At 38.4% G+C, this 21,338-nt stretch carries 19 protein-coding genes; 15 read left to right on the forward strand and 4 right to left on the reverse strand.

The genetic code is table 11. From position 1 onward, the window contains the following. The first annotated feature begins 168 nt into the window (after positions 1 to 168). The 3 genes from HJG58_RS05210 (at position 169) to HJG58_RS05220 (ending at position 3,820) form a co-directional block, all read left to right on the forward strand. Positions 169 to 1,560, forward strand: coding sequence for a 3-oxoacyl-ACP reductase (locus HJG58_RS05210; RefSeq protein WP_170248161.1), 1,392 nt, complete (start codon positions 169 to 171; stop codon positions 1,558 to 1,560). Positions 1,561 to 1,634: 74 nt separating this feature from the next. Further along, the gene (locus HJG58_RS05215) at positions 1,635 to 2,489 is read left to right on the forward strand and encodes a MaoC family dehydratase (protein WP_170248162.1); all 855 of its coding nucleotides are present in this window, start codon (positions 1,635 to 1,637) and stop codon (positions 2,487 to 2,489) included. A gap of 71 nt (positions 2,490 to 2,560) precedes the next feature. Continuing rightward, on the forward strand, positions 2,561 to 3,820 hold the full coding sequence (locus HJG58_RS05220; protein ID WP_170248163.1) for a serine hydrolase domain-containing protein: 1,260 nt from the start codon (positions 2,561 to 2,563) through the stop codon (positions 3,818 to 3,820). A gap of 47 nt (positions 3,821 to 3,867) precedes the next feature. Here HJG58_RS05220 and HJG58_RS05225 read toward each other — a convergent pair whose 3' ends face one another. After that, entirely contained in the window at positions 3,868 to 4,446 is a 579-nt protein-coding gene (locus HJG58_RS05225) for a TetR family transcriptional regulator (protein ID WP_170248164.1), read from the reverse strand. 124 nt (positions 4,447 to 4,570) lie between these two features. On the opposite strand from HJG58_RS05225, the gene amvA reads away from it, so the two are divergent. From amvA to HJG58_RS05250, 5 genes are all read left to right on the forward strand, one after another. Next, positions 4,571 to 6,049 (forward strand): multidrug efflux MFS transporter AmvA, encoded by a 1,479-nt coding sequence (amvA, locus tag HJG58_RS05230; protein WP_170248165.1) that lies wholly within the window; start codon positions 4,571 to 4,573, stop codon positions 6,047 to 6,049. Between the two features lie 258 nt (positions 6,050 to 6,307). Continuing rightward, entirely contained in the window at positions 6,308 to 8,089 is a 1,782-nt protein-coding gene (cpaA, locus tag HJG58_RS05235) for a metalloendopeptidase CpaA (RefSeq protein WP_170248166.1), read from the forward strand. Positions 8,090 to 8,111: 22 nt separating this feature from the next. Beyond that, positions 8,112 to 8,744, forward strand: coding sequence for a metalloprotease secretion chaperone CpaB (cpaB, locus tag HJG58_RS05240; RefSeq protein WP_086266342.1), 633 nt, complete (start codon positions 8,112 to 8,114; stop codon positions 8,742 to 8,744). A gap of 123 nt (positions 8,745 to 8,867) precedes the next feature. Then, entirely contained in the window at positions 8,868 to 10,967 is a 2,100-nt protein-coding gene (locus HJG58_RS05245) for a DNA polymerase III subunit gamma/tau (RefSeq protein ID WP_170248167.1), read from the forward strand. Positions 10,968 to 11,290: 323 nt separating this feature from the next. After that, on the forward strand, positions 11,291 to 13,519 hold the full coding sequence (locus HJG58_RS05250; RefSeq protein ID WP_170248168.1) for a phosphocholine-specific phospholipase C: 2,229 nt from the start codon (positions 11,291 to 11,293) through the stop codon (positions 13,517 to 13,519). A gap of 48 nt (positions 13,520 to 13,567) precedes the next feature. On the opposite strand, the gene HJG58_RS05255 is transcribed toward HJG58_RS05250, so the two are convergent. Together HJG58_RS05255 and HJG58_RS05260 are read right to left on the reverse strand one after the other, a co-directional pair. Beyond that, entirely contained in the window at positions 13,568 to 14,002 is a 435-nt protein-coding gene (locus HJG58_RS05255) for an acyl-CoA thioesterase (RefSeq protein WP_170248169.1), read from the reverse strand. Beyond that, on the reverse strand, positions 14,002 to 15,159 hold the full coding sequence (locus tag HJG58_RS05260) for an iron-containing alcohol dehydrogenase (protein WP_170248170.1): 1,158 nt from the start codon (positions 15,157 to 15,159) through the stop codon (positions 14,002 to 14,004). The genes HJG58_RS05255 and HJG58_RS05260 overlap by 1 nt, the downstream gene beginning before the upstream one ends. 341 nt (positions 15,160 to 15,500) lie before the next feature. On the opposite strand from HJG58_RS05260, the gene HJG58_RS05265 reads away from it, so the two are divergent. Further along, complete coding sequence (locus HJG58_RS05265) at positions 15,501 to 15,830, forward strand: YcgJ family protein (protein ID WP_029767006.1); 330 nt, start codon at positions 15,501 to 15,503, stop codon at positions 15,828 to 15,830. Positions 15,831 to 16,118: 288 nt separating this feature from the next. Further along, positions 16,119 to 16,349, forward strand: a complete 231-nt coding sequence (locus tag HJG58_RS18865; RefSeq protein WP_005068773.1) for a hypothetical protein — start codon at positions 16,119 to 16,121, stop codon at positions 16,347 to 16,349. A gap of 181 nt (positions 16,350 to 16,530) precedes the next feature. Here the strand turns inward: HJG58_RS18865 and HJG58_RS05275 are convergent, their stop codons facing one another. Next, positions 16,531 to 16,998, reverse strand: coding sequence for a winged helix-turn-helix transcriptional regulator (locus HJG58_RS05275; protein ID WP_170248171.1), 468 nt, complete (start codon positions 16,996 to 16,998; stop codon positions 16,531 to 16,533). A 62-nt stretch (positions 16,999 to 17,060) separates the two neighbouring features. Between HJG58_RS05275 and HJG58_RS05280 the strand changes: the two genes are divergently transcribed. The 5 genes from HJG58_RS05280 (at position 17,061) to HJG58_RS05300 (ending at position 21,335) form a co-directional block, all read left to right on the forward strand. After that, on the forward strand, positions 17,061 to 17,288 hold the full coding sequence (locus HJG58_RS05280; RefSeq protein ID WP_170248172.1) for a tautomerase family protein: 228 nt from the start codon (positions 17,061 to 17,063) through the stop codon (positions 17,286 to 17,288). Positions 17,289 to 17,620: 332 nt separating this feature from the next. Continuing rightward, positions 17,621 to 18,124 (forward strand): low molecular weight protein-tyrosine-phosphatase, encoded by a 504-nt coding sequence (locus tag HJG58_RS05285; protein ID WP_170248173.1) that lies wholly within the window; start codon positions 17,621 to 17,623, stop codon positions 18,122 to 18,124. A 19-nt stretch (positions 18,125 to 18,143) separates the two neighbouring features. After that, positions 18,144 to 19,178 (forward strand): UDP-N-acetylmuramate dehydrogenase, encoded by a 1,035-nt coding sequence (gene murB, locus HJG58_RS05290; protein WP_170248174.1) that lies wholly within the window; start codon positions 18,144 to 18,146, stop codon positions 19,176 to 19,178. Between the two features lie 4 nt (positions 19,179 to 19,182). Then, a complete protein-coding gene (locus tag HJG58_RS05295; protein WP_170248175.1) occupies positions 19,183 to 20,307 on the forward strand; it encodes a YdcF family protein in 1,125 nt (374 codons plus the stop codon). Then, positions 20,307 to 21,335, forward strand: coding sequence for an alpha/beta hydrolase (locus tag HJG58_RS05300; RefSeq protein ID WP_005039886.1), 1,029 nt, complete (start codon positions 20,307 to 20,309; stop codon positions 21,333 to 21,335). The genes HJG58_RS05295 and HJG58_RS05300 overlap by 1 nt, the downstream gene beginning before the upstream one ends. Positions 21,336 to 21,338 lie beyond the last annotated feature (3 nt).

A 21,338-nucleotide genomic window follows, 5' to 3' on the forward strand; every position in this document is an offset into this window, starting at 1 on the left:
TTGACTAGAATGACATTGTAGATAGCATTCAGGTCAAGACATCCAAAGATGAAGTCAAGTATGATTTGGAGTAACTCTAATGAACGACTGCTTTCATATTGTTTCTATCCATCTCATAACATAATGAAGCCTGTCGTAGAAAATTCATTTCTTTGAGAGATAATAATCATGACTGATCAATACCAAGCATTTACACAATCTCCTATTGGTAAATTCGTTGTCAAAAATCTGGGTTTACCATTGCCAGTTGTATTAGAGCGTTTTGAAAGTGCTCAGCCAGTAGTGAATGGTGCAGTATTGGTTGGCGCAGCGCCGTCAAGTGTATTGTCTGGTGCGATTGCACAAGTACTTAGCAATGTTCATGCAGATAGCTATGTAGGCAATAACGTTGCTTTGCAACAAGAAGCTGCAAAAGTTGGTTTAAATTTACGTCCATTCAATGCAGGCGATAAAGAATCAAAATTCAAAGCAGTTGTATTTGATGCATCTGGTATTCAAAACTCAGAACAGTTAAATGAACTTTATAAATTCTTTAACCCGATTGCACGTCAAGTTGCGACTTCTGGTCGAGTGATTGTGATTGGTACAACTCCTGAAACTGCAAAAACTGTAAAACAAGCGATTGCTCAGCGCGCACTTGAAGGCTTTATTAAATCTGTAGGTAAAGAATTTAAAAAGGGTATTACCGCTCAAGTTGTTTATGTAGATGAAGGTGCTGCTGCAAACCTTGAATCAACTCTACGTTTCTTGCTTTCTCCACGTTCGGCTTATGTATCTGGTCAAGTGATTCGTGTATCTAAAGCAGATGTAGTTGATATTGATTGGGCAAAACCGCTTGCTGGTAAAACTGCGTTAGTAACTGGTGCAAGCCGAGGTATTGGTGAGGCAATTGCACATGTGTTGGCGCGTGACGGTGCGCATGTTATTTGTTTAGACGTACCACAACAACAAGCTGACCTTGACCGTGTAGCTGCTGACATTGGCGGTTCTACATTGGCAATTGACATTACAGCTACCGATGCAGGTGAAAAAATTAAAGCTGCTGCAGCAAAACAAGGCGGTTTAGATATTATTGTTCATAACGCGGGTATTACACGTGACAAAACTTTGGCAAACATGAAGCCAGAGCTTTGGGACTTGGTAATTAACATTAACTTGTCTGCTGCTGAACGTGTAAATGACTACTTGTTAGAAAACGATGGTCTAAATGCAAATGGCCGTATTGTTTGTGTATCATCAATTAGTGGTATTGCTGGTAACCTTGGTCAAACGAACTATGCTGCGTCAAAAGCTGGTGTGATTGGTCTAGTGAAATTTACTGCGCCTATCTTAAAAAATGGTATTACCATTAACGCAGTAGCACCTGGTTTTATCGAGACTCAAATGACTGCTGCGATTCCATTTGCAATTCGCGAAGCTGGTCGCCGTATGAACTCAATGCAACAAGGTGGTTTACCTGTTGATGTAGCAGAAACGATTGCATGGTTTGCATCAACTGCTTCTACAGGGGTAAATGGCAACGTTGTGCGTGTATGTGGTCAAAGCTTGTTGGGCGCTTAAGCACTTTTAGCTAAATAGGGGTGCTTGTGCATCACTTTTTTATTCAAGAATCTATAAATTATAAAAGGTTAGGTATGAATACTCGTCATTTTAGCCAGCTACCAAAAGCGGCATTGGCTTATCCAAAAGTTGTGCAAGGTTTAATTTTTAAAAAGCCGAAAGGTCCAAAAATATTACCGCAAGTTGAATATGTGGTAGATACTTTAGAAATTGATCAGAATCACCTCAAAGCTTATAACGAAGTATGTGGCTTTCAAAATAATGGCTTTGTACCCGCAATTTATTTGGCGGTGCTTTCTCAAAGTTTGCAAATGCACATGATGACAGCAGAAGCCTTTCCATTTCCAATTTTAGGTTTAGTGCATATCCGTAACCAGATTAAACAAACCAGACCAATTGGTGTAACTGAAAAACTCACTCTGTCATGTAAGTTTGGGGAACTAAAACCGCATGATAAAGGTGTTCAGTTTGACTTTATTACCACGGCAAAAGTTGGCAATGAAGTGGTGATGGAAGGTTTAACGACTTATTTATCTCGCCAAAAAGTCGAGAAAAGAGTAGGTGAGAAAGCCAAAGAAGAACAAGCACCAGTTTATGTTCCAAAGGCAGAGTGGAATATTTTAGAAAACACAGGTCGCCGTTATGCGAAAGTGTCTGGTGATTTTAATTTAATTCACATTCATGCCATTACTGCAAAAGCATTTGGCTTTAAGCAAGCCATTGCGCATGGTATGTGGAGCAAAGCTAAAGCATTAGCAAACCTTGAATTACCAAATGCTTATGAAGCAGATGTGTGGTTTAAGCTGCCAATGTTCTTGCCATCAAAAGTTGAGTTTTTAACTGCCAATACAGATAAAAAGACTGATTTCTTGATTCGTAATACGAAATCCCAAAAACCGCATGTTGCAGGAACAGTAAAAGCATTATAAAAATATCAGCAGCCTGAACAGAGGTTTGGGCTGCTTTTGAGCAAAATAACAAAAAATGCAAGGAACTTCATGTGATTAAAGAGATTTTACTGGCCGATACCCATAACTATCACGGTATTTTAGATGAACGTTTTATTGATTTAGCTCACCAGTTTAGCCGTCTTCAAGATGCTAGAACAGGACAAGGTGGAGCTGCTTTAGCGGTTTATTTTAGAGGTCAGAAAGTTGTAGATATCTACACCGGTCTAAAATCACAAACTGAAGCTTGGCAACCTGACACATTGGCAGTTTGCTATTCTACAGGTAAGGGCATACTTGCAACTTTAGCGCATATTTTAGTAAGTGAATGTTTTTTAGAATACGACAAACCGATTGCGACTTATTGGCCTGAGTTTGCTCAAAATGGAAAAGAGCAAATGACTTTGCGTCATGTGCTCAGCCATCAAAGTGGCATGTTTGATGTTCGTAATATCATCGAAAGTGCGAGAGAAATGCTCGACTGGTCACATATGTTAGATGTGGTTGCAGCGACTAAGCCAAGATTTTTTGCAGGAGAGGGTAATGCTTATCAAGCTTTAACATTTGGTTGGCTTGTGGGTGGTGTACTTGAAAAAGCAACTGGCCAATCTTTAGATCAGCTCATGCAAAATTATCTTGTTGAACCATTAAAGTTAGATGGGGCATATTTTGGGACGCCTGAAAATGAGTTGGATCGTGTAGCACGTTTAATTATTCAACCAAAACCAGAAAAACCAGCGTCTACTCAAGTTGAAAAACCTAAAAAGCCACAGACGCGCAAGAGCTCACTCTCTGAAAAAATGATTACGTGGACTGGACAAGACCCTCAAGACTTTCAAGATGCCATGATTCCAAAAGGAATGAAACATCTTAGTTTCTTTAGTGACGAGGGATTGCAAGCAGTTATTCCAGCGGCGAACGGCACTTTTACTGCAAATAGTCTTGCTAAAATTTATGCGATGCTGGCAAATCAAGGTGAATGGGACGGACAGCAAATTATTCGCCCAGAAGTATTTAAAGAGCTCAGCACCATCCAAAGTTATGCACGTGATCGTGTTATGCCAATTCCGATGAATTGGCGCTTAGGATATCACCGCATTATTACCATGGGTAAACGCGCTAAAAATGGATTTGGGCATATTGGCTACAATGGTTCAGGTGCATGGTGCGATCCTGAGCGTGACCTCAGCTTTGCTTATACCCATAACTTCCAGATTGGTTCAATCACAGGCGATTATCGTTTGTGGGGACTGACTCAAGAAGCCTTACGTTGCAGCGACCAAATTTTAAAAGGTCGTAAAGGCTGGTTCTAATTTTAGTATTTTAAAGCTGGCATTCTAATCAATGCCAGCTTCTATATTTATAATAATTCTAGGCGAATAATCGCTTCGGTATGGCGCTTGAAGTCTTCTTCAGCTAAACCATGTAAACCAAGTTTATAAATCCCTTCTAATCCGCATACAAAGGCAATGAGTCGCCATGCAATGTCTGTGGAATTTGATCTGTTATTAAATTCGCCTTCTTTTTGGCCACACTCAATCGCTTGCACAATTGTTTCATGCCAACTTTGCATGGCAAGGTTATAAGCCTTTTGTATTTCAATATCTTGCTCAATCAAGAGTTCAGCTTCATTCCATAAACGTAAGTAGGGCTGAAGTCTGTCGATATTTTCTGCACCTAATAAGATGAAAAGTCTTTGAAATTGGCTGGTTGTTTGGAGAGTTTGTTCAATTTCATCGAGCTGTTCCATCAGCTTTAAAAAAGCTTCAGCTTTTAAATGAGATGCCGAAGAAAAATGATGATGAACTTGTCCGGTAGAGGTTTGTGCTTCTGTTGCGATTCTACGTACCGTCATGGCTGTAAAACCTTCAGCCAAAGCAACTTGCATGGCAGCTTGCAGAATCATTTCTCTGCGTTGATCGCGATTAAGATAGGCCATGTTTTTTCACCTGACTGAATTCGACACAAATTACATTAAAACTAAAACTTGGACAAGTGTCCAATTGTGTATATAATAACCACAATTTGAACACATGTCCAAGTTTTGGATATTGAAGAGCGTTATGCAAAAAAAATGGTTAATCCTGACAATTATCGTCCTTATTTATTTACCGGTTACGATTGATGCAACGGTGATGCATGTTGCAACACCATCTTTAAGTGCAGCATTGAATTTAACTGCCAATCAGCTTTTATGGGTCATTGATATTTATTCACTGATTATGGCGGGTTTGATTTTACCGATGGGTGCACTCGGTGATCGTATTGGCTTTAAAAAATTATTATTTATTGGAACAGCAGTTTTTGGTGTTGGTTCGTTAGCTGCGGCTTTTTCTCCAACTGCCTATGCCTTAATTGCTTCCCGTGCTGTCTTAGGGCTAGGGGCAGCGATGCTTATTCCTGCCACTTTATCCGGCATCCGTAATGCCTTTACCGAAGAAAAGCAGAGAAATTTTGCACTTGGTCTTTGGTCTACAGTGGGTGGTGGCGGAGCAGCTTTTGGTCCATTAGTGGGTGGATTTGTGTTGGAACACTTCCATTGGGGAGCTGTATTCCTTATCAATATCCCGATTATTTTAGTGGTTCTGGTTATGATTGTAATCATCATTCCTAAACAACAAGAGAAGACTGATCAGCCAATTAATTTAGGACAAGCTTTAATCTTGGTTGTAGCCATTTTAAGCTTGATCTATTCAATCAAATCGGCGATGTATAACTTCTCGGTACTTACAGTCGTGATGTTTGTGGTAGGCATAAGTACTTTAATCCACTTCATTCGAAGCCAAAAAAGAGCTACGACGCCAATGATTGATCTGGAATTGTTTAAACATCCAGTGATTTCTACCAGTATTGTTATGGCCGTTGTTTCCATGATTGCTTTGGTTGGCTTTGAATTACTTTTGTCTCAAGAGTTGCAGTTTGTCCAAGGGTTTTCACCATTGCAGGCAGCCATCTTTATTATTCCATTCATGATAGCGATTAGTTTAGGTGGTCCATTAGCCGGAATTTGTTTAAATAAATGGGGACTTAGACTTGTATCTACTGTTGGTATTTTAATAAGTGGATTTAGTCTATGGGGACTTGCCCAGCTCAACTTTTCAACTGACCACTTTTTAGCATGGACATGTATGGTCTTTTTAGGATTTAGCATTGAGATTGCCTTACTTGCTTCAACTGCTGCGATTATGTCATCTGTACCTCCGCAAAAGGCGAGTGCAGCAGGTGCCATTGAAGGGATGGCTTACGAGCTTGGGGCTGGTTTGGGCGTTGCTATATTTGGGTTAATGTTATCTTGGTTTTATAGCCGCTCAATTGTTTTGCCAGCCGAGCTTCCGTCAGACTTAATTGAAAAATCGAGTATTTCAATTGGTGAAACCATGCAATTAGCCTCTAACCTTGAAAATCCTTTAGGAGGGCAATTAATTGCAGTTGCGCAGCAAGCTTTTAGCTATGCGCATAGCTGGGTGCTTACTGTCTCAGCTATTTGTTTCTTCCTTTTAACTGTATTTGTCTGGTTTAGCTTTCCAAAGAAAGTAAATTAAAACTAAAGGATAAAAAGAGAGACTACCTTTCTTTTTATCCTTAAATATCTTTTTAATATTTTCTACATATTAAAAATTGGTTATTTAATTCTCATAAACAAACTATTCTTTAAAAAGGTTCATATTTTTATTTCAAAATGATTCAGTAGTCATGCAATTGAAATTTAATAAAAAATTAATTGTTGTGAAATTGACTGCGTAAAAATGGTTTGCTAACCTGCTATTCGAAAAATCTAAAAACAAATAAAAGAGGCTGCTGTGAATTTTAAATTAAAAACATCACTCATTATTGGAGCAATTGTTGCATCTTCACTTGTATATGCCGCAACTGTACTTTCACCAAATCAGAATAATAATAGTGGATCAATTCCATCCGGTTATTCAGATTTAGAATTTAATCTAGCAAATGGGAATTGGGTCAAAAACCTTACTTTACCAACAAGCGCTAATAATTTGGACAAAATTACAATTCGTTCTAGTGCTGCTTATAGTAGTTATTTAGATACTTCTAATACCAATATTCCGTTAGAGGTTTTAAAAATAAATAGTGGAGATGTTTATCAATTCATCTTTAATAGCAGTCAAAATAAATGGATCGCTCAGTTAGCGACTGTGAGTCCTACTAATGGTGCAACCTATGAAGTCGTTCCATTAACAACTGCATCTATGCAAAAAGTAATCATTCAAAATGACAAATGGGCACAAACCATTGCTTTACCGAGTGACGTACGTGACGGAACAACCGTACAAGTTGTTTCTACAGCAAGTACAAGTTCGGAGATTGATAAAACAAACTTACTATTCCCGAGCAGTTTTATATTAAAAAATGGATCTGAATATTGGTTTAAATATTATTCTGCTTTAGGAAAATGGGTTCCAGAATATATAAAACCACAGAAGCGAAATGTTCAGCAAATCGGAACATCTTTAGCAGCAGTAAATAGTCCACTTACCGAAGTTTCATTTGGAGATGGAAATTGGGTTTCCAATTTCACTTTGCCGACCACTGCAAGTGATAGGGATAGAATTATTATCAAGTCTACAGCGACTTGGTCTGCAAAAATTAATAATACCAATATTAATAGCCAAGCGACTTTAACGCTTAAAACAGGCGATCAATATGAGTTTATGTATGTAAGTGACAAAGGATATTGGCAGTTGATCTCTTCACCAACAAAGCTGATTGATTCTACAGCAACAATCCCTGCAACTTTACCGAATATGACTCAGCCTACTTTAAAGGTGAAACTGTCTACATCAAATTGGCAACCAACCTTACAACTACCTGCTAAAGCTCAAGTCGGCGATAAAGTTGTTATTGTGTCTAATGCATCGGCAGACACCTATATTAATGCCGCTAATGGCTTGTCTACTGCAATTAAAAATGGTGAAAATCGCCGTTTTATTTACACCGCTCAAGGCTGGACAGTAGATAGTTATACAATTGATATGTTGTTGGTTTCTAGCCCAGAGGTAAATTCAATTTTAGGAGAAAGCGCTGCAAAACTTAGAATGATTGAAGGCGTAAATTTAACGAATTTAACTGCTGAAAATTCGAATGCACGTTTTTACTTAAGAGATGTAGGTTACCTAACTTACAAAATTCCTGCTGCCACTTTAAAAGAAGCAATCTCTACTGGACGAGATGACACGACTGTACAAAATGAGCGTAAACGTGTATTGGCAGACGGTGTTTATTATCAAGGTAATGAACCAGGTGATGGCGGTTGTGGTTGGGCTTGGATTAATGCTTCTGCATATAACATGATTGGCGCAAATGATATTGCAGGTTGTTCTTTCGCGGCCATGCGTCATGAAGTCGGGCACAATCTTGGTCTGTACCATAATGGTTCAACTAATATTGGCTCAGGTTTTGCCCATCCGTTAGGAAGTACTGCAATGGGTGGCAATAATATTAATTTCTATTCGAGTCCATATCTATACAACCCGAAATATGGCGTACGTTTAGGTGTAGAAGGAAAAATTGATGCGGTCAGTGTTATTAACCTGAATGCACTGAAAATTTCTCTATATAACTAATTTCTATTTTTAGCTGTAAATAATGAAGAAAAATAAATTGTTAATAGGAACTGCTATCGCTTGCGTGGCGTTAGCAGTTTTAATCTGGTTTGCCTTTTCACAGCAAAGCTCTTCTGCTTTAACATCGTCTTCAGAAAATGGGCAAGGGACTGGGCAAAAACTGGCAGATAATCAGAATGAATTTGCTCGTCAAAATATACTGAATTTGAGTCCGTCCGAAAAAGAAAGATTGTCTCAGCAACAGATTATTTTTAATGAAATAGAAAAGGATCAACTACCTTCTAATGTTAATTTTCCACTAATTAAAAATGCAGAAGGTATGGTCATTAAATATGATCCAAATGTGATTGAACTTAAAAAAGTGGGCGACACTGTTAAGTTTCAAATGTTGGAATATGGCATTAATCGTACAGGCAAAATTGTAGAGATCGAACCCGTTGACCAAGATATTGTTCGGTGGACCGGTAAATTTGATCAGGGCGATCCGAATCAAAATTTCTTTACCATTACTCAAAGTCAAAAAGACCACTATACAATCATGCAAATTTTTACCGAGAAGGGGAATTATTCGGCTGAAATTAAGGATGGCGTGGGGCTCGTGCAAACGATGGATGAAGGTGTTACAGATCAGGAGTTACACCATGATCATCCTTAGACAAATAAACGGTTCTGGTAGAGAAAAGAAGCCAGTTCGCAGTTTATCTGTACGGATATGAGCTTTATGCGTTCACACTCTTTTAAAAACAAAGTATGCTTATGCCTGTAACAAGGAGCATACATGTATCAAGTACTTGCTAGAAAATACCGTCCACGTAATTTCAATGAGTTAGTGGGGCAAAACCATGTTTCTCGTGCATTAAGTAGTGCATTGGAACGTGGTCGTCTTCACCATGCTTATTTATTTACAGGAACGCGTGGTGTAGGTAAAACTACAATTGCACGTATTTTAGCCAAGTGTTTGAACTGCGAAACGGGTGTGACTTCCACACCATGTGAAGTCTGTGCAACATGTAAAGCGGTAAATGAAGGCCGTTTTATTGACCTGATCGAAATCGATGCTGCTTCAAGAACCAAAGTAGAAGATACGCGTGAACTTTTAGACAACGTTCCTTATGCGCCAACGCAAGGTCGTTTTAAAGTTTATCTGATTGACGAAGTACATATGCTATCGACGCATTCTTTTAATGCGTTATTAAAAACACTAGAAGAACCACCGGAACACGTTAAGTTTCTGTTTGCTACGACTGATCCACAAAAGCTACCGATTACAGTCATTTCACGTTGTTTGCAATTTACTCTACGACCTTTAGCCGTTGATGAAATTACCAAGCATCTTGGCGCTATTCTTGAAAAAGAGCAAATTAATGCTGATCAAGATGCAATTTGGCAAATTGCTGAATCTGCCCAAGGTTCACTGCGTGATGCATTATCTTTAACTGATCAAGCCATTGCTTACGGGCAGGGTTCTGTACATCACCAAGATGTTAAAGAAATGCTTGGTCTAATCGACCGTACGATCATTTATGATTTGATTTTGGCGATTCATCAAAACCAACGTGAGAAAGTTAGTCAGCTTTTATTACAATTTAGACACCAAGCGCTAGATGTTTCACTCGTGCTTGATCAGCTCATTTCGACATTGCATGAATTGGCAATTTTGCAATATCTACCTGATTTGAGTTTGAAATATAGCGATGAAATCAATCGCAAGATCATGCAACTGTCTAAGCTGATTTCTGCTCAAGATTTACAGCTATATTACCAAATCGCATGTAAAGGTCGTTCAGACTTGCAACTTGCCGTGACGCAAGAGCAAGGTTTTGAAATGTGTGTTTTACGTTTGTTGGCATTCCGTCCTTTAGCACCAAATGAAATTGTGGTGTCAGAGCCTGTTCAACAAAATGGACAAGCAGAAGTAGGTCTAAATTCACAAGCTCAGCCAACGGTCCAAGAGATTACTCCAGTAAATGCGGTTCAACCTGTTGAAGTTATTAACCAGCCCGCTATGGTTGAACCTGAACCTGAACCTGAACCTGAACCTGAACCTGAACCTGAACCTGAACCTGAACCTGAACCTGAACCTGAACCTCAGTCTAATCAGGATTTAATGGTATTTGACCCAAATCATCATGAGTTGATTGGGCTTGAGTCAGCAGTTGTTCAAAAGACTGTTAGTGTTCTGGAAGAAGATTTCATTCCGGTACCCGAACAAAATTTAGTACAAGCTCAGGCAGAAACCCAAGCAAAACAAATTGAACCAGAACCAGCTTTTGCTACTGAGCCTCAAGGTTTGTTTGAGACATCTAGCGCTGAATTTTCTCTTGATCAAGATGCGCCTATAACTCCTGATTTGTCTTCTGAACCTGTTATTGAGCAGCAGTCATTGGTGCAGGCTGAAGTTGTTGTTGAAACAGTTCCCGTTGTAAAAGAGTCTAGTGCAACTGATCACGGTCAATTGATGCCTCAAGATATCTTGAAGCTTTCTCCTCAAGTTTTAGAAGGTGAATGGACACTCGAAAAGTGGGAATATTGGTTTAGAAATAGTCAGCTTTCTCCAGCTGTTCAAGAACTTGCTCAACATGGTGTGATGACTGGTGAAATTGGTGGCAATACTATTTTCCATATTCCTCAAGAATATGAAAATATGCTGACCCAATTACAACAAGGCCTTATTGATGCATTAAATGAGCAATGGCCGAATACTCAATTTACAGTTGAATATGGTGCTTTAAATACATCTACACCGTATACCATTCAAAGTGCGCGTAAAGAAAAAGCTTTTCACCGAGCAGCTGAGCTATTGCATCAACAGCCAGTTATTAAGAGTCTGATAGAAACTTTTGATGGCGAGCTACAAAATATTCAATTAAAGCCTTAGATTCATCTGATTTTGATCTGGTGCAGAATATGAAAATAATAGACTTTTCATATTTTTCACTGGATTGAAATATTGGGGTCATGTCACTGTCATTGTACTTTTCTATGTTAGCCATTTTAGATTTTAAATGGATTGTACATAGCAATGAAAAGGCAATGCTCAGGAATAACTTCCTTTAAATATTCATATTTTTTATTAATCGGCGCGATTCTGCTGAGTGGTTGTAACGACTCGGCAAATGATAATTCAAATACACCAGATACAGGGAAAAAACCTGTAATGCGCTGTGCTCCATAAACTTAAATAATAAAAAGAACCTAATCATGATTACACGTCGTAAATTTTTAAATTACTCTTTAAATATGGGTTTTGGTGCTGCGGCATTGGCAGCGTTCCCATCTAGTATTCAAAAAGCTTTAGCAATTCCTGCAAATAATAAAACTGGAACCATTCAGGATGTTGAACACGTTATTATTTTAATGCAGGAAAACCGATCTTTTGATCATTACTTTGGAACGTTAAAAGGTGTTCGAGGGTTTGCTGATCGTTTTACGATTCCTTTGCCAAGTGGCCGCCGTGTTTGGGAGCAGCTTAGAAGTAATGGGCAAGTCTTAACGCCTTTTCACTTAGATGGTACAGCCAATAATGCACAGCGTGCAGAGGGTACGCCTCACACATGGGATGACAGTCAGCTGGCTTGGGACAATGGGCGTATGGCGAACTGGCCAGCCCATAAAACTGATATATCTATGGGTTATTTTAAAGAAAAAGAAATTCCATATCAGTTTGCACTTGCGAATGCTTTTACGATTTGTGATGCCTACCATTGCTCTATGCACACTGGAACAGATGCAAACCGGTCCTATCATTTAACGGGGACAAATGGTGCAACACCGACCAAACGTTCATTTGTAAACAATGAGTGGGACTGGATTGATGGTAACCCAGCGACGGCAGATCGCGGTTATACATGGAAGACTTACGCTGAGCGCTTAGAAGATGCAGGAGTAAGTTGGATTTGTTATCAAAATATGCCGGATGAATGGGGCGATAACATGCTTGGGGCATTTCGTTCATTTAGAAAGGCGAACATTGCGTCTGGCTATCCGGTTGCAAGTGGCGGTGAACCGAATAAACCGTATGCGAATACGGGTCAAAAACTACCGTATAAAGCCTATGATGCTGAAACGGATAATGCCAAAAATCCATTATATAAGGGCATTGCAAATACGCTACCGGGCAATAAACCAGAAGAGTATCTCGACGCTTTTAAACGCGACATTCGTGAAGGGAAGTTACCTCAAGTCTCTTGGATTAACGCGCCATCGATTTATTGCGAACATCCAGACCCTTCAAGCCCCGTTCAAGGGGCATGGTTTATTCAAGAAATTATTGATGCTTTAACTGCTGTGCCAGAGGTTTGGAGTAAAACAGCACTTATTATCAATTTCGATGAAAATGATGGTTACTTTGACCATGTACCATCACCGTCAGCGCCATCTCGACTTAAAAACGGCCAGTACGCAGGTAAATCGACATTAAGTAGTGCCGATATGCAGGACGAATATTTCGATCATGCTGCACCTGAAGGAAGCCATTCTCAGCCTACACCTGATGGACGCGTTTATGGTCCGGGTCCTCGTGTTCCGTTATATGTGATTTCTCCATGGAGTCGTGGTGGTTGGGTGAACTCGCAAGTTTTTGACCATACTTCCGTACTCATGTTTTTAGAAAAACGTTTCGGTGTGAAAGAGCCGAATATTAGTCCATACCGCCGCGCAGTATGTGGCGATTTAACCAGTGCATTTAACTTTAAAACACCAAATGCAGATGTTTTACCTCATCTGAATGGTAAACAAACACGTGTGCAGGCAGATACACTAAGAGAAAATCAAGAAGCTCTGCCAGCTGTTTCTGTACCCACGGATGTAAAGTTACCGATCCAGCAAAGTGGTATACGTCTTTCGCGTGCGCTACCTTACGAGTTGCATACCAGTGCACGCTGTAAAGCCGACGGCAAAGTACAATTGATTTTCTCTAATACAGGTCAGCAAGCAGCGGTTTTTCATGTTTATGACAAGCTCAATTTAGACCGTATTCCAAAGCGTTATATTGTCGAGCCGAATAAAACTTTAGATGATGAATGGGATGCTTTAAACGATAACTTAGGCCGTTATGACCTATGGGTACTTGGTCCAAATGGCTACCACCGCCATTTTAAAGGGGATACTCAACGTATTATCGATAATGGTATTAAACCTGAAATTCGAGTGTGCTATGACATTGCGAACGGTGATGTTTATGTCGAACTCATGAATGAAGGAACGAAGGATGCAATATTGACAGTAAAACCTTGTGCCTATCGACAAGATGCGCCATTACAAATTACCGTAAAAGCGGGACAGATTGTTAAGCAACATTGGGCTTTGGCTGATGTTGGGCATTGGTATGATTTTGAAATCACCAGTCAGAGTGATCCATATTATTACCGACGTTTTGCTGGCCGAGTCGAAACAGGTAAAGATTCCTTTAGTGATCCTGCAATGATGTAAGCTAAGACGAGGCAAAAAGAGCTGTGTATTTTCTTTTTGCCTCATTTTTTATAATAAATAACTCTCTAAAACCTCACGAACTGTCTCGGAAATTGGCACAGTCTTACGCGTTTCGCGATCAACAAAAACATGTACAAAATGTCCTTGAGCTGAGGCTTGGTCCTGACCTTGTTTGAAGATTGCCAATTCATAGCGCAATGAAGTAGTACCAATTTTACCAATCGCAACACCTACCTGAATAATTTCTGGAAATGATAATTCCTGAAGAAAACTACAAGCAGAATCGACCACTAAGCCAATTGATTTTGCTTCATGAATATCAAAACCTGCTTTTTGAATAAGCAAAGCATTGGCGGCTGTATCGAAGTAGCTATAGTAAGTCACATTATTCACATGACCATAAATATCGTTATCTGCCCAGCGAGTTTGGATGTCTAAAAAGAACTTAAATTGATCACGGGTTTTTAAAACTGGTTTAGTCATTAATGAATCGCCTGATAAATTGCCAAAGCAGCGGCTTCTGTCATGTCTCGTGGGTTATTTTGTAGTAAACGGGTTTGCAACATGGCATCTTGAGCAAGCCTTGGTAAGCTAGACTCTTCAATACCCAAATCACTAAGTCTTAAAGTCAAACCACTACGGTCTAAATGGTTCTGCATATGGTCAATGAACAGATCGCATAAACCATCGGTGCTGCCATTACTATATGGATCAAGCCATTGCATAAGTTCTGCATAGTATTTTTTTGCATTTGGTGCATTAAATTTTAATACTTCAACCAGCACTAAGGCATTGGTATGTCCATGCGACAAATGAAAATGACCGCCCAATGGGTAAGCTAAAGCATGTACAGCGGCAACAGGCGAGTTTGCAAACGCTTGACCTGCGAGCATTGAACCGAACAGCATGTTTTGACGTGCTTCTAAATCATTACCATCTTTAAGAACTTTTGGTAAGTTATGATTTAACAACTTCAAAGCATGCTTGGCTAAAATATCCGTATAAATATTTTTTTTATGTTTAGAGGTATATGCCTCAATAGCATGTACCATCGCATCAATACCTGTTGCAGCGGTAATATGTGCTGGAAGGTTTTGAGTAAAAGTAGCATCAAGAATCGCAGTGTCGGCGTAGAGTACTGGAGAGACAATCCCCATCTTTGTCGTCTCACCTGTAGTGACAATTGAGATTGGCGTTACTTCTGAGCCTGTACCGGCTGTAGTAGGAATCAAAATAAGCGGAAGACGAGCTGTGGTGACTTGGTTTACGCCGTACATCTCTTGCAAACTTTGAGTCTGGTTAGGGTGGGCGAGTAAAGCAATAACTTTTGCAACATCTAGAGAACTACCACCACCAAAACCAATAATGGCATCAACATTTTGCTGTTTTGCATAATTGGCTGCATCTAGTACTACTTGTTCAGGCGGATCAGCTTGCACATTGGCATAGATGACATATTCAATATTGAGGTTATCTAAAATTTGAAGAATGGGACGGTGTAATTGATTTTTAACCATGCCTGCATCGGTGACTAGTAATAACTTACGGTAAGCTTTTGATGACAAAACATTTTGTAATTCTTGTATAGAGCCTAAGCCAGAGATGATATTTGGAACGGTTTGAAATTGAAAATGGCTCATATACATTATTTCCTTATTTTTGAACATTATTGTTGAATGGTTCTATAAGATTCAATCTCCAAATAAGTTAGCATAAGAAACTTTAAAATAAAGTAGTTCTGACGTGACTATACTTTTCTTAAGCCTTGTGCCACCCATAGATAAATACTTTTTTGCAATGTTGGGTCCGATATGTAAGTGAGGATTACCAAAATATTTAAACCCTCGTCGAAAAGTGGGCTTTTTGTTATTTATAGGGTTCTGTAGATTTTCTGGCAAGCTTCTAATTTATATAATGCCTTAACAATTTATAATTTTATCGGTTCTAAAAAGTGAAAATTTCTAAAACTTTTCTTAGTATTATGGGATGTACGTGTTTGATGCTTAGCTCGGCAGCAATCGCGAAAACCAGCTCTAGTGTATATTCGCCTACAAAAGGTGTAATTTGTGACAAATATATTTGTGCTGACAAAAAAGGTGTTTCTAAAAAGCTTACAGCTAAATATTTAGGCACTTATAAAGCGAATAAAGCCTTCTCTCAAGGTGATTTTGATACTTCAGCGTTTACGCTCTCAAACGGTGTGTTCTGTGATACTAAAACAAAACTATGCCATGTCGATCGATACTTTGAGAATGGGCATCGCAGTAAAATCGATAGAAAAATGACAGATAAGCTTTTTAAAAATAAATAATTTTTCTATTTCAGAAATGAGGTAAATATCTCTGATAGATGAGTCTATTAAAGTAAAATTAAATCGCAAAAGACCCCGCTAACTATCGACTAATGGCGGGGTTTTTTATTATTAAGTATTTCTGTAATATCAATTTAATAGTATAGGGTGAAAAAATACTAAATGATCAGGGGTAATAATTAATAAGGGAGGGTTTAGTTTTCGGTAGGATCTTTTCTGATTGGGAAGGGAACAAAGATCTTTTTATTATTAAGAAAAAACATAATTTTAGGTGGAATTTAAATAGTGATGTACACAATTAGATATGTTCATCGGAACAACACTTACTATATTGCTTCTAACAACGAAGGAAATTTTATTATTCTTGAGTCACTTGATTCAGAGTTTCGTATGGGGCATCAAATTTCATATGATGGTGAAAAAGTATTTAACCTGACACTAAATGATGAAACAGATGCAGTCATTAAGCTGGAAAGTAATGAAAAAGGAGCCTATGAGTACTTACATTCAGTTAAGTAAATAAGCTTTTTTATTATTAAGTATTTCTGTAATATCCTTCCGTTGCTTTAAACAACAATAAACCTTAATGATCAGCGCAAAAGTCATAAGGGGAAAGCCTACTTGAAAGAGTAGGCTTTTTTTATTTCTTTATAAAAGTATGCTGAGGACTTTATGATCAGTGTAGCTAAGTTATAAAAATTTATTTTTTGCAATGAATGAGCTTAAGTTCCAAATTCTTAAAATCTATAACTTGATTAGAAGAATCAACAAGTTTTAATTTAAGTTCATCATTAGTACTCTTATTAAAAACTTTCAACGCATCTTTACCAGCTTCAATGAAATTACCGCCAGATTCAAGCATGGCGAGTAAAACAATATTTAGACTTTTGCCTTTTTTAGTAAGTAAGTATTCTTTACGCTCTCTCACACCAACTTCTTTATAAATTGACAGTTCAAATATTTCTAATTGGATAAGATGCTTTAGACGATTAGATAAAATTTGCTTTGATATGCCTGTATTTTCTAGAAAATCATTAAATTTTGTTACCCCATAGAAGGCTTCTCTTAACAAGAGGATCGTCCATCTGTCATTCAATATTTCTGTAATTTTAAAGATCCCGCATACATCTACTGGAAATTTATGATCCGGAATAATTTGATTTGACATCAGAGAAAGCTCCAATTAGTATGAGTCTATAATTTAGACCTAGCATTAATTCAGGTAGCATTATGCCATTTATAAATATACAAACTATAGAAGGTTTACTAGATAAAGATAGTAAGGCTGAGCTTTTTAAGCGAATAACAGATTTATTTGTAGAAATTGAAGGAAAGGGAAATCCTGCTTTTCGAGAACATGTATGGATCAGAATTGACGAACATCCTCCTGAGCGTTGGCAACTAGGTAGCTTAAGGCCTACGAAGGAAATGATAGAATTAATCACCGCATCTAAGTGATGTAAAGCCCTATAAATTAGGGCTTCATTTTTATTTAACAGACATTTGTTTAATTTATCCAGTCTAATGAACTTTAGGTTGCAATCAAAAGAACACTGTTTAGATAGCTTTATTTAATTACTACAAAAAATACAAAATTAGCTAATTTATCGCCTGATTTATCAACTTTTAATCTATTGATAAACATTATTTTCCTTTTCAACCCAAGTGAGTTTTGACAAAATGCAACAAGTCACAATGGTCAATTCGGTTCTCACAAACTTATAGTCTGTTAAGATTGTGCATGATCCTGTTTATTTTTATGTAATTCAAATGTTTGGAAGTCATTTCTAATGGAAACACAATATAAGGTGTTATGTGTCTGTTTAGGAAATATTTGCCGTTCTCCCACGGCTGAGGTGGTTTTCAGACATTATTGTGACGCACATCAACTCAATGTCATTGTCGATTCAGCTGGAACGAGTAATTATCATCCAAATAAAGCACCAGATCAGCGTAGTCAGTTGCATGCTCAGAAAAGGGGCTATGACCTATCATCTTTACGTGCAAGACAACTTTCAACCCAAGACTTTTTAGAGTTTGATTTGATTTTGGCAATGGATCATCAAAATTTTGAAGATATTCATGACGTGTTGCAAAGAGCCGTTTCTCAATATGGCGCACACCAAATTCGTGCAAAAGTAGCTTTAATGAGTGAGCATGATCCTGAATATCCACAACAAGCGTTGCCTGATCCTTATTATGGCGGTGCTGATGGTTTTGAACGTGTACTCAATCAATGTGAGTCCAGTAGTTTGGCGTGGGTTAATATTTTAAAAAAACAATTGAATGTTTAAGAATAGGTTTTTCAATACAATGCAAATTCAGAATCAAGTACAGCTTAAGCCATTCAATACTTTAAGTTTAGATGCAACTGTTTCTCACTATACTAAAGTTGGCAATATTCAAGATATTGAAGCAGCTTTAGAGTTTGCTGAGCAGCATCAGTTAAATGTACTTGTACTATCGGGCGGTAGTAATATGTTATTGCCGCAGCAGATCAATGCTTTAGTGATTCATCTTGATATTCATGGAATTGAAGTTTTATCAAACGATCAAGATTTTGTGCGAGTTAAAGTAGGCGCAGGTCAAGTCTGGCATGATTTTGTTTTATACAGCACTGAACAGAACTGGTTTGGTTTGCAAAATTTAGCCCTTATTCCAGGCTTAGTCGGTGCTTCACCCGTACAAAACATTGGGGCGTATGGGGTAGAGGTAGGCGAGTTTATTGAGTCGGTACAAGTGTATGACCGTAAATTGAAGCAAATTCAGACAATTTTAGCGGCTGACTGCCATTTTGCATACCGCCATAGTATTTTTAAAGATGATCCGAACCGTTACATTATCACGCATGTCACTTTTAAATTGCTTAAACAGCCGCATTTAAAACTAAACTACGGCGATTTGAAACAAGCAGTTGGAGACAATCAGACTGCCGAAAATTTACAAAATCAGGTCATCCATATCCGTCAAAGTAAACTCCCTGATCCAAAAGAATATCCAAATGTCGGGAGTTTCTTTAAAAATCCGATTGTTAAACCTCAAGAGTTTGAACGTTTAATCACACAATTCTCAACAATTCCACATTATCCTCAAGCTAACGGAAACGTTAAAATTGCAGCAGGATGGTTAATTGATCAGGCGGGTTGGAAAGGGAAGCAACTCGATATGGTAGGGATGTTCCATAAACAGGCATTAGTTCTGGTGAATTATGCCAATGCATCTCTAGCTGATGTAAGGAAAACTTATCAAGCTGTTCAACATGATGTTGATCAGCGTTTCCATATTATGTTAGAACCAGAGCCTGTGCTTTATAACAGTTTAGGTTTAATTGAAAATCATACGGAATAATTTTATGCCAAAAGTACACTTAATGGTACGTTTAGTACAAGTAGTCACCGTACTATTTGTACTATTAGGCTGTTTCGTGGTTTTTTTATATTCACCATTTTATTCAAAACTTATTGTAGCTGGGCTTAACTATTTTGTACCTGTTGATGTTAATCAAGTCGCAGCTGAAAGCCAGAGACAAGCCGCATTAAGTGAGCATGATAATTTAGAGCCGGGTTCGAATTTATGGATTGCTCGTCAGGCCTATTTAAAACTGACAGAGCAAGCGTTACGTGAAAAAAAGACATCTGATCTGACCTATATTCAAGAGAATTATAAAGCCTTACAGCAAATTATTCTTTTAGAAGAAAAGGAACAGAATTCAGAAGAACAAGCAGCCTCTGTAACAGTTCCTTTAGTCGCTAAAAACTCAGAAATTGATGCTGCAGACGAAGCGAGTAGTCCGGTTGACGAGGCACTCTTTATTAGTAGTTCTGAAAATAAAGCGCTTACTGAACAATATACCGAGTTTTTAGCCAGAAAACCTGTGGTGCCAGAGCATCAAGAAGCTGTCAGTGAACCTGAACAAAAAGTCGAGTATGTGCGTAAAAATCCATTGCCTGCACAACCTAAAAAGTTATCAGAACCTTATGCAATTGTTGTGTTGGGGGGCGGATTAACCTTAGATAAAAATGGTAAGGATATTGTAGTTAATGGCTATACGCGTTTGCGATTAGAAAAAACTTTAGAAGTTGAAAAACAAAATCATCTGCCTATTGTGCTTAGCGGTGTAGAAGCACCTTATATGCAAGCTTGGTTAAAAGAGCGCGGTGTTGATGCAAAGCTATTAGAAAAGCGTAGTATGAATACATGTGAAAATACTCGTTTTAGCTCTTTATTGCTTCAGAAAAAAGGCGGTGCACCTACGGTCATGTTGGTTACAGATGAATATCACATGCCACGTACACGCCGACTGTTTGCTTTAAATGGTATAGAAACTATTCCTGTTGTAGCTCCAATGCCAACTCCACTGACACGTTGGCAACCAAGTGTACAAAATTACGATCATAGCCGCCGTGCAAATTATGAATTACTTGCGACAATTCGTGACATGTTGTTTGGCTCAAGTGATTGTCGAGAGGTTCCTTAATGTCAGATATTCCATTTCTCAATCCTGCCGTATTAAAACAATTAGATTTACCGGTTCCTAATCGTGATCTTACGCCGCAGGTTTTGAGCCCACTTAATTTAAATACATTAGAAGAACCTTCTCGTGATTTGCTAGCCTATCGCAAATTGTATGGTTTACATTTACTTGAATGTGACCATTGGCAAGGCTATGTTCAAATGCCATTATTCCGTTTGCATGTGCAAGTTTTCAAACCTAAAATAGACAAAATACAAGGTACCGTTTGCTTGTTACATGGCTATCTTGAGCATAGCGGTATTTATCAGCCCATCATTCGTGAAATTCTTGAACAAGGCTTTAGTGTTATTACCTACGACTTACCAGGGCATGGTTTAAGTAACGGTTCACCAGCAAGTATTCAAAATTTTGACCACTACCAACAAGTTTTGATGGCTGTTTATCAATATGTGAAACATGCAGATCAGTTGCCTAAACCTTGGGTTGGAATTGGGCAAAGCACGGGCGGGGCAATTTGGATGCATCATTTATTAGAATATGCTGAAAAACGCCAAGATCCGATTGTAGATAGAGTCTTATTACTTTCTCCTTTGATTCGCCCTGCAAAAACCGCATGGTGGCATAATCCGGTCGGGTTAGGCATTATTCGCCGTATTAAACGCCAAGTACCAAGACACTTTAGACGTAATAATCATAACCCTGAATTTTTGCGGTTTATTCGCTTAAAAGATCCGTTGCAGCCTCGGATGATGGGGATGGACTGGATTTTGGCAATGTCAAAATGGATGCAAGAAATGGAAGAGCGGCCCGCTTGCCGTATTCCTGTTTGGCTTGCACAAGGTGCTCTCGATCAAACGGTTGACTGGCGTTACAACATTGAATTTATTCGTCGTAAATTTAGGCTTCAAACACTATTAATGCTTGAAGAAGGTTCACATCAATTAATTAATGAACGTGCAGATATACGTGCGGCTTTGACAGGATTGATTCCGGCCTTTTTGCATGCAAAGCCCAAACATTTTTATTATTAAAAA

It is taken from the genome of Acinetobacter geminorum (assembly GCF_013009345.1).
GTDB classification, from domain to species: domain Bacteria; phylum Pseudomonadota; class Gammaproteobacteria; order Pseudomonadales; family Moraxellaceae; genus Acinetobacter; species Acinetobacter geminorum.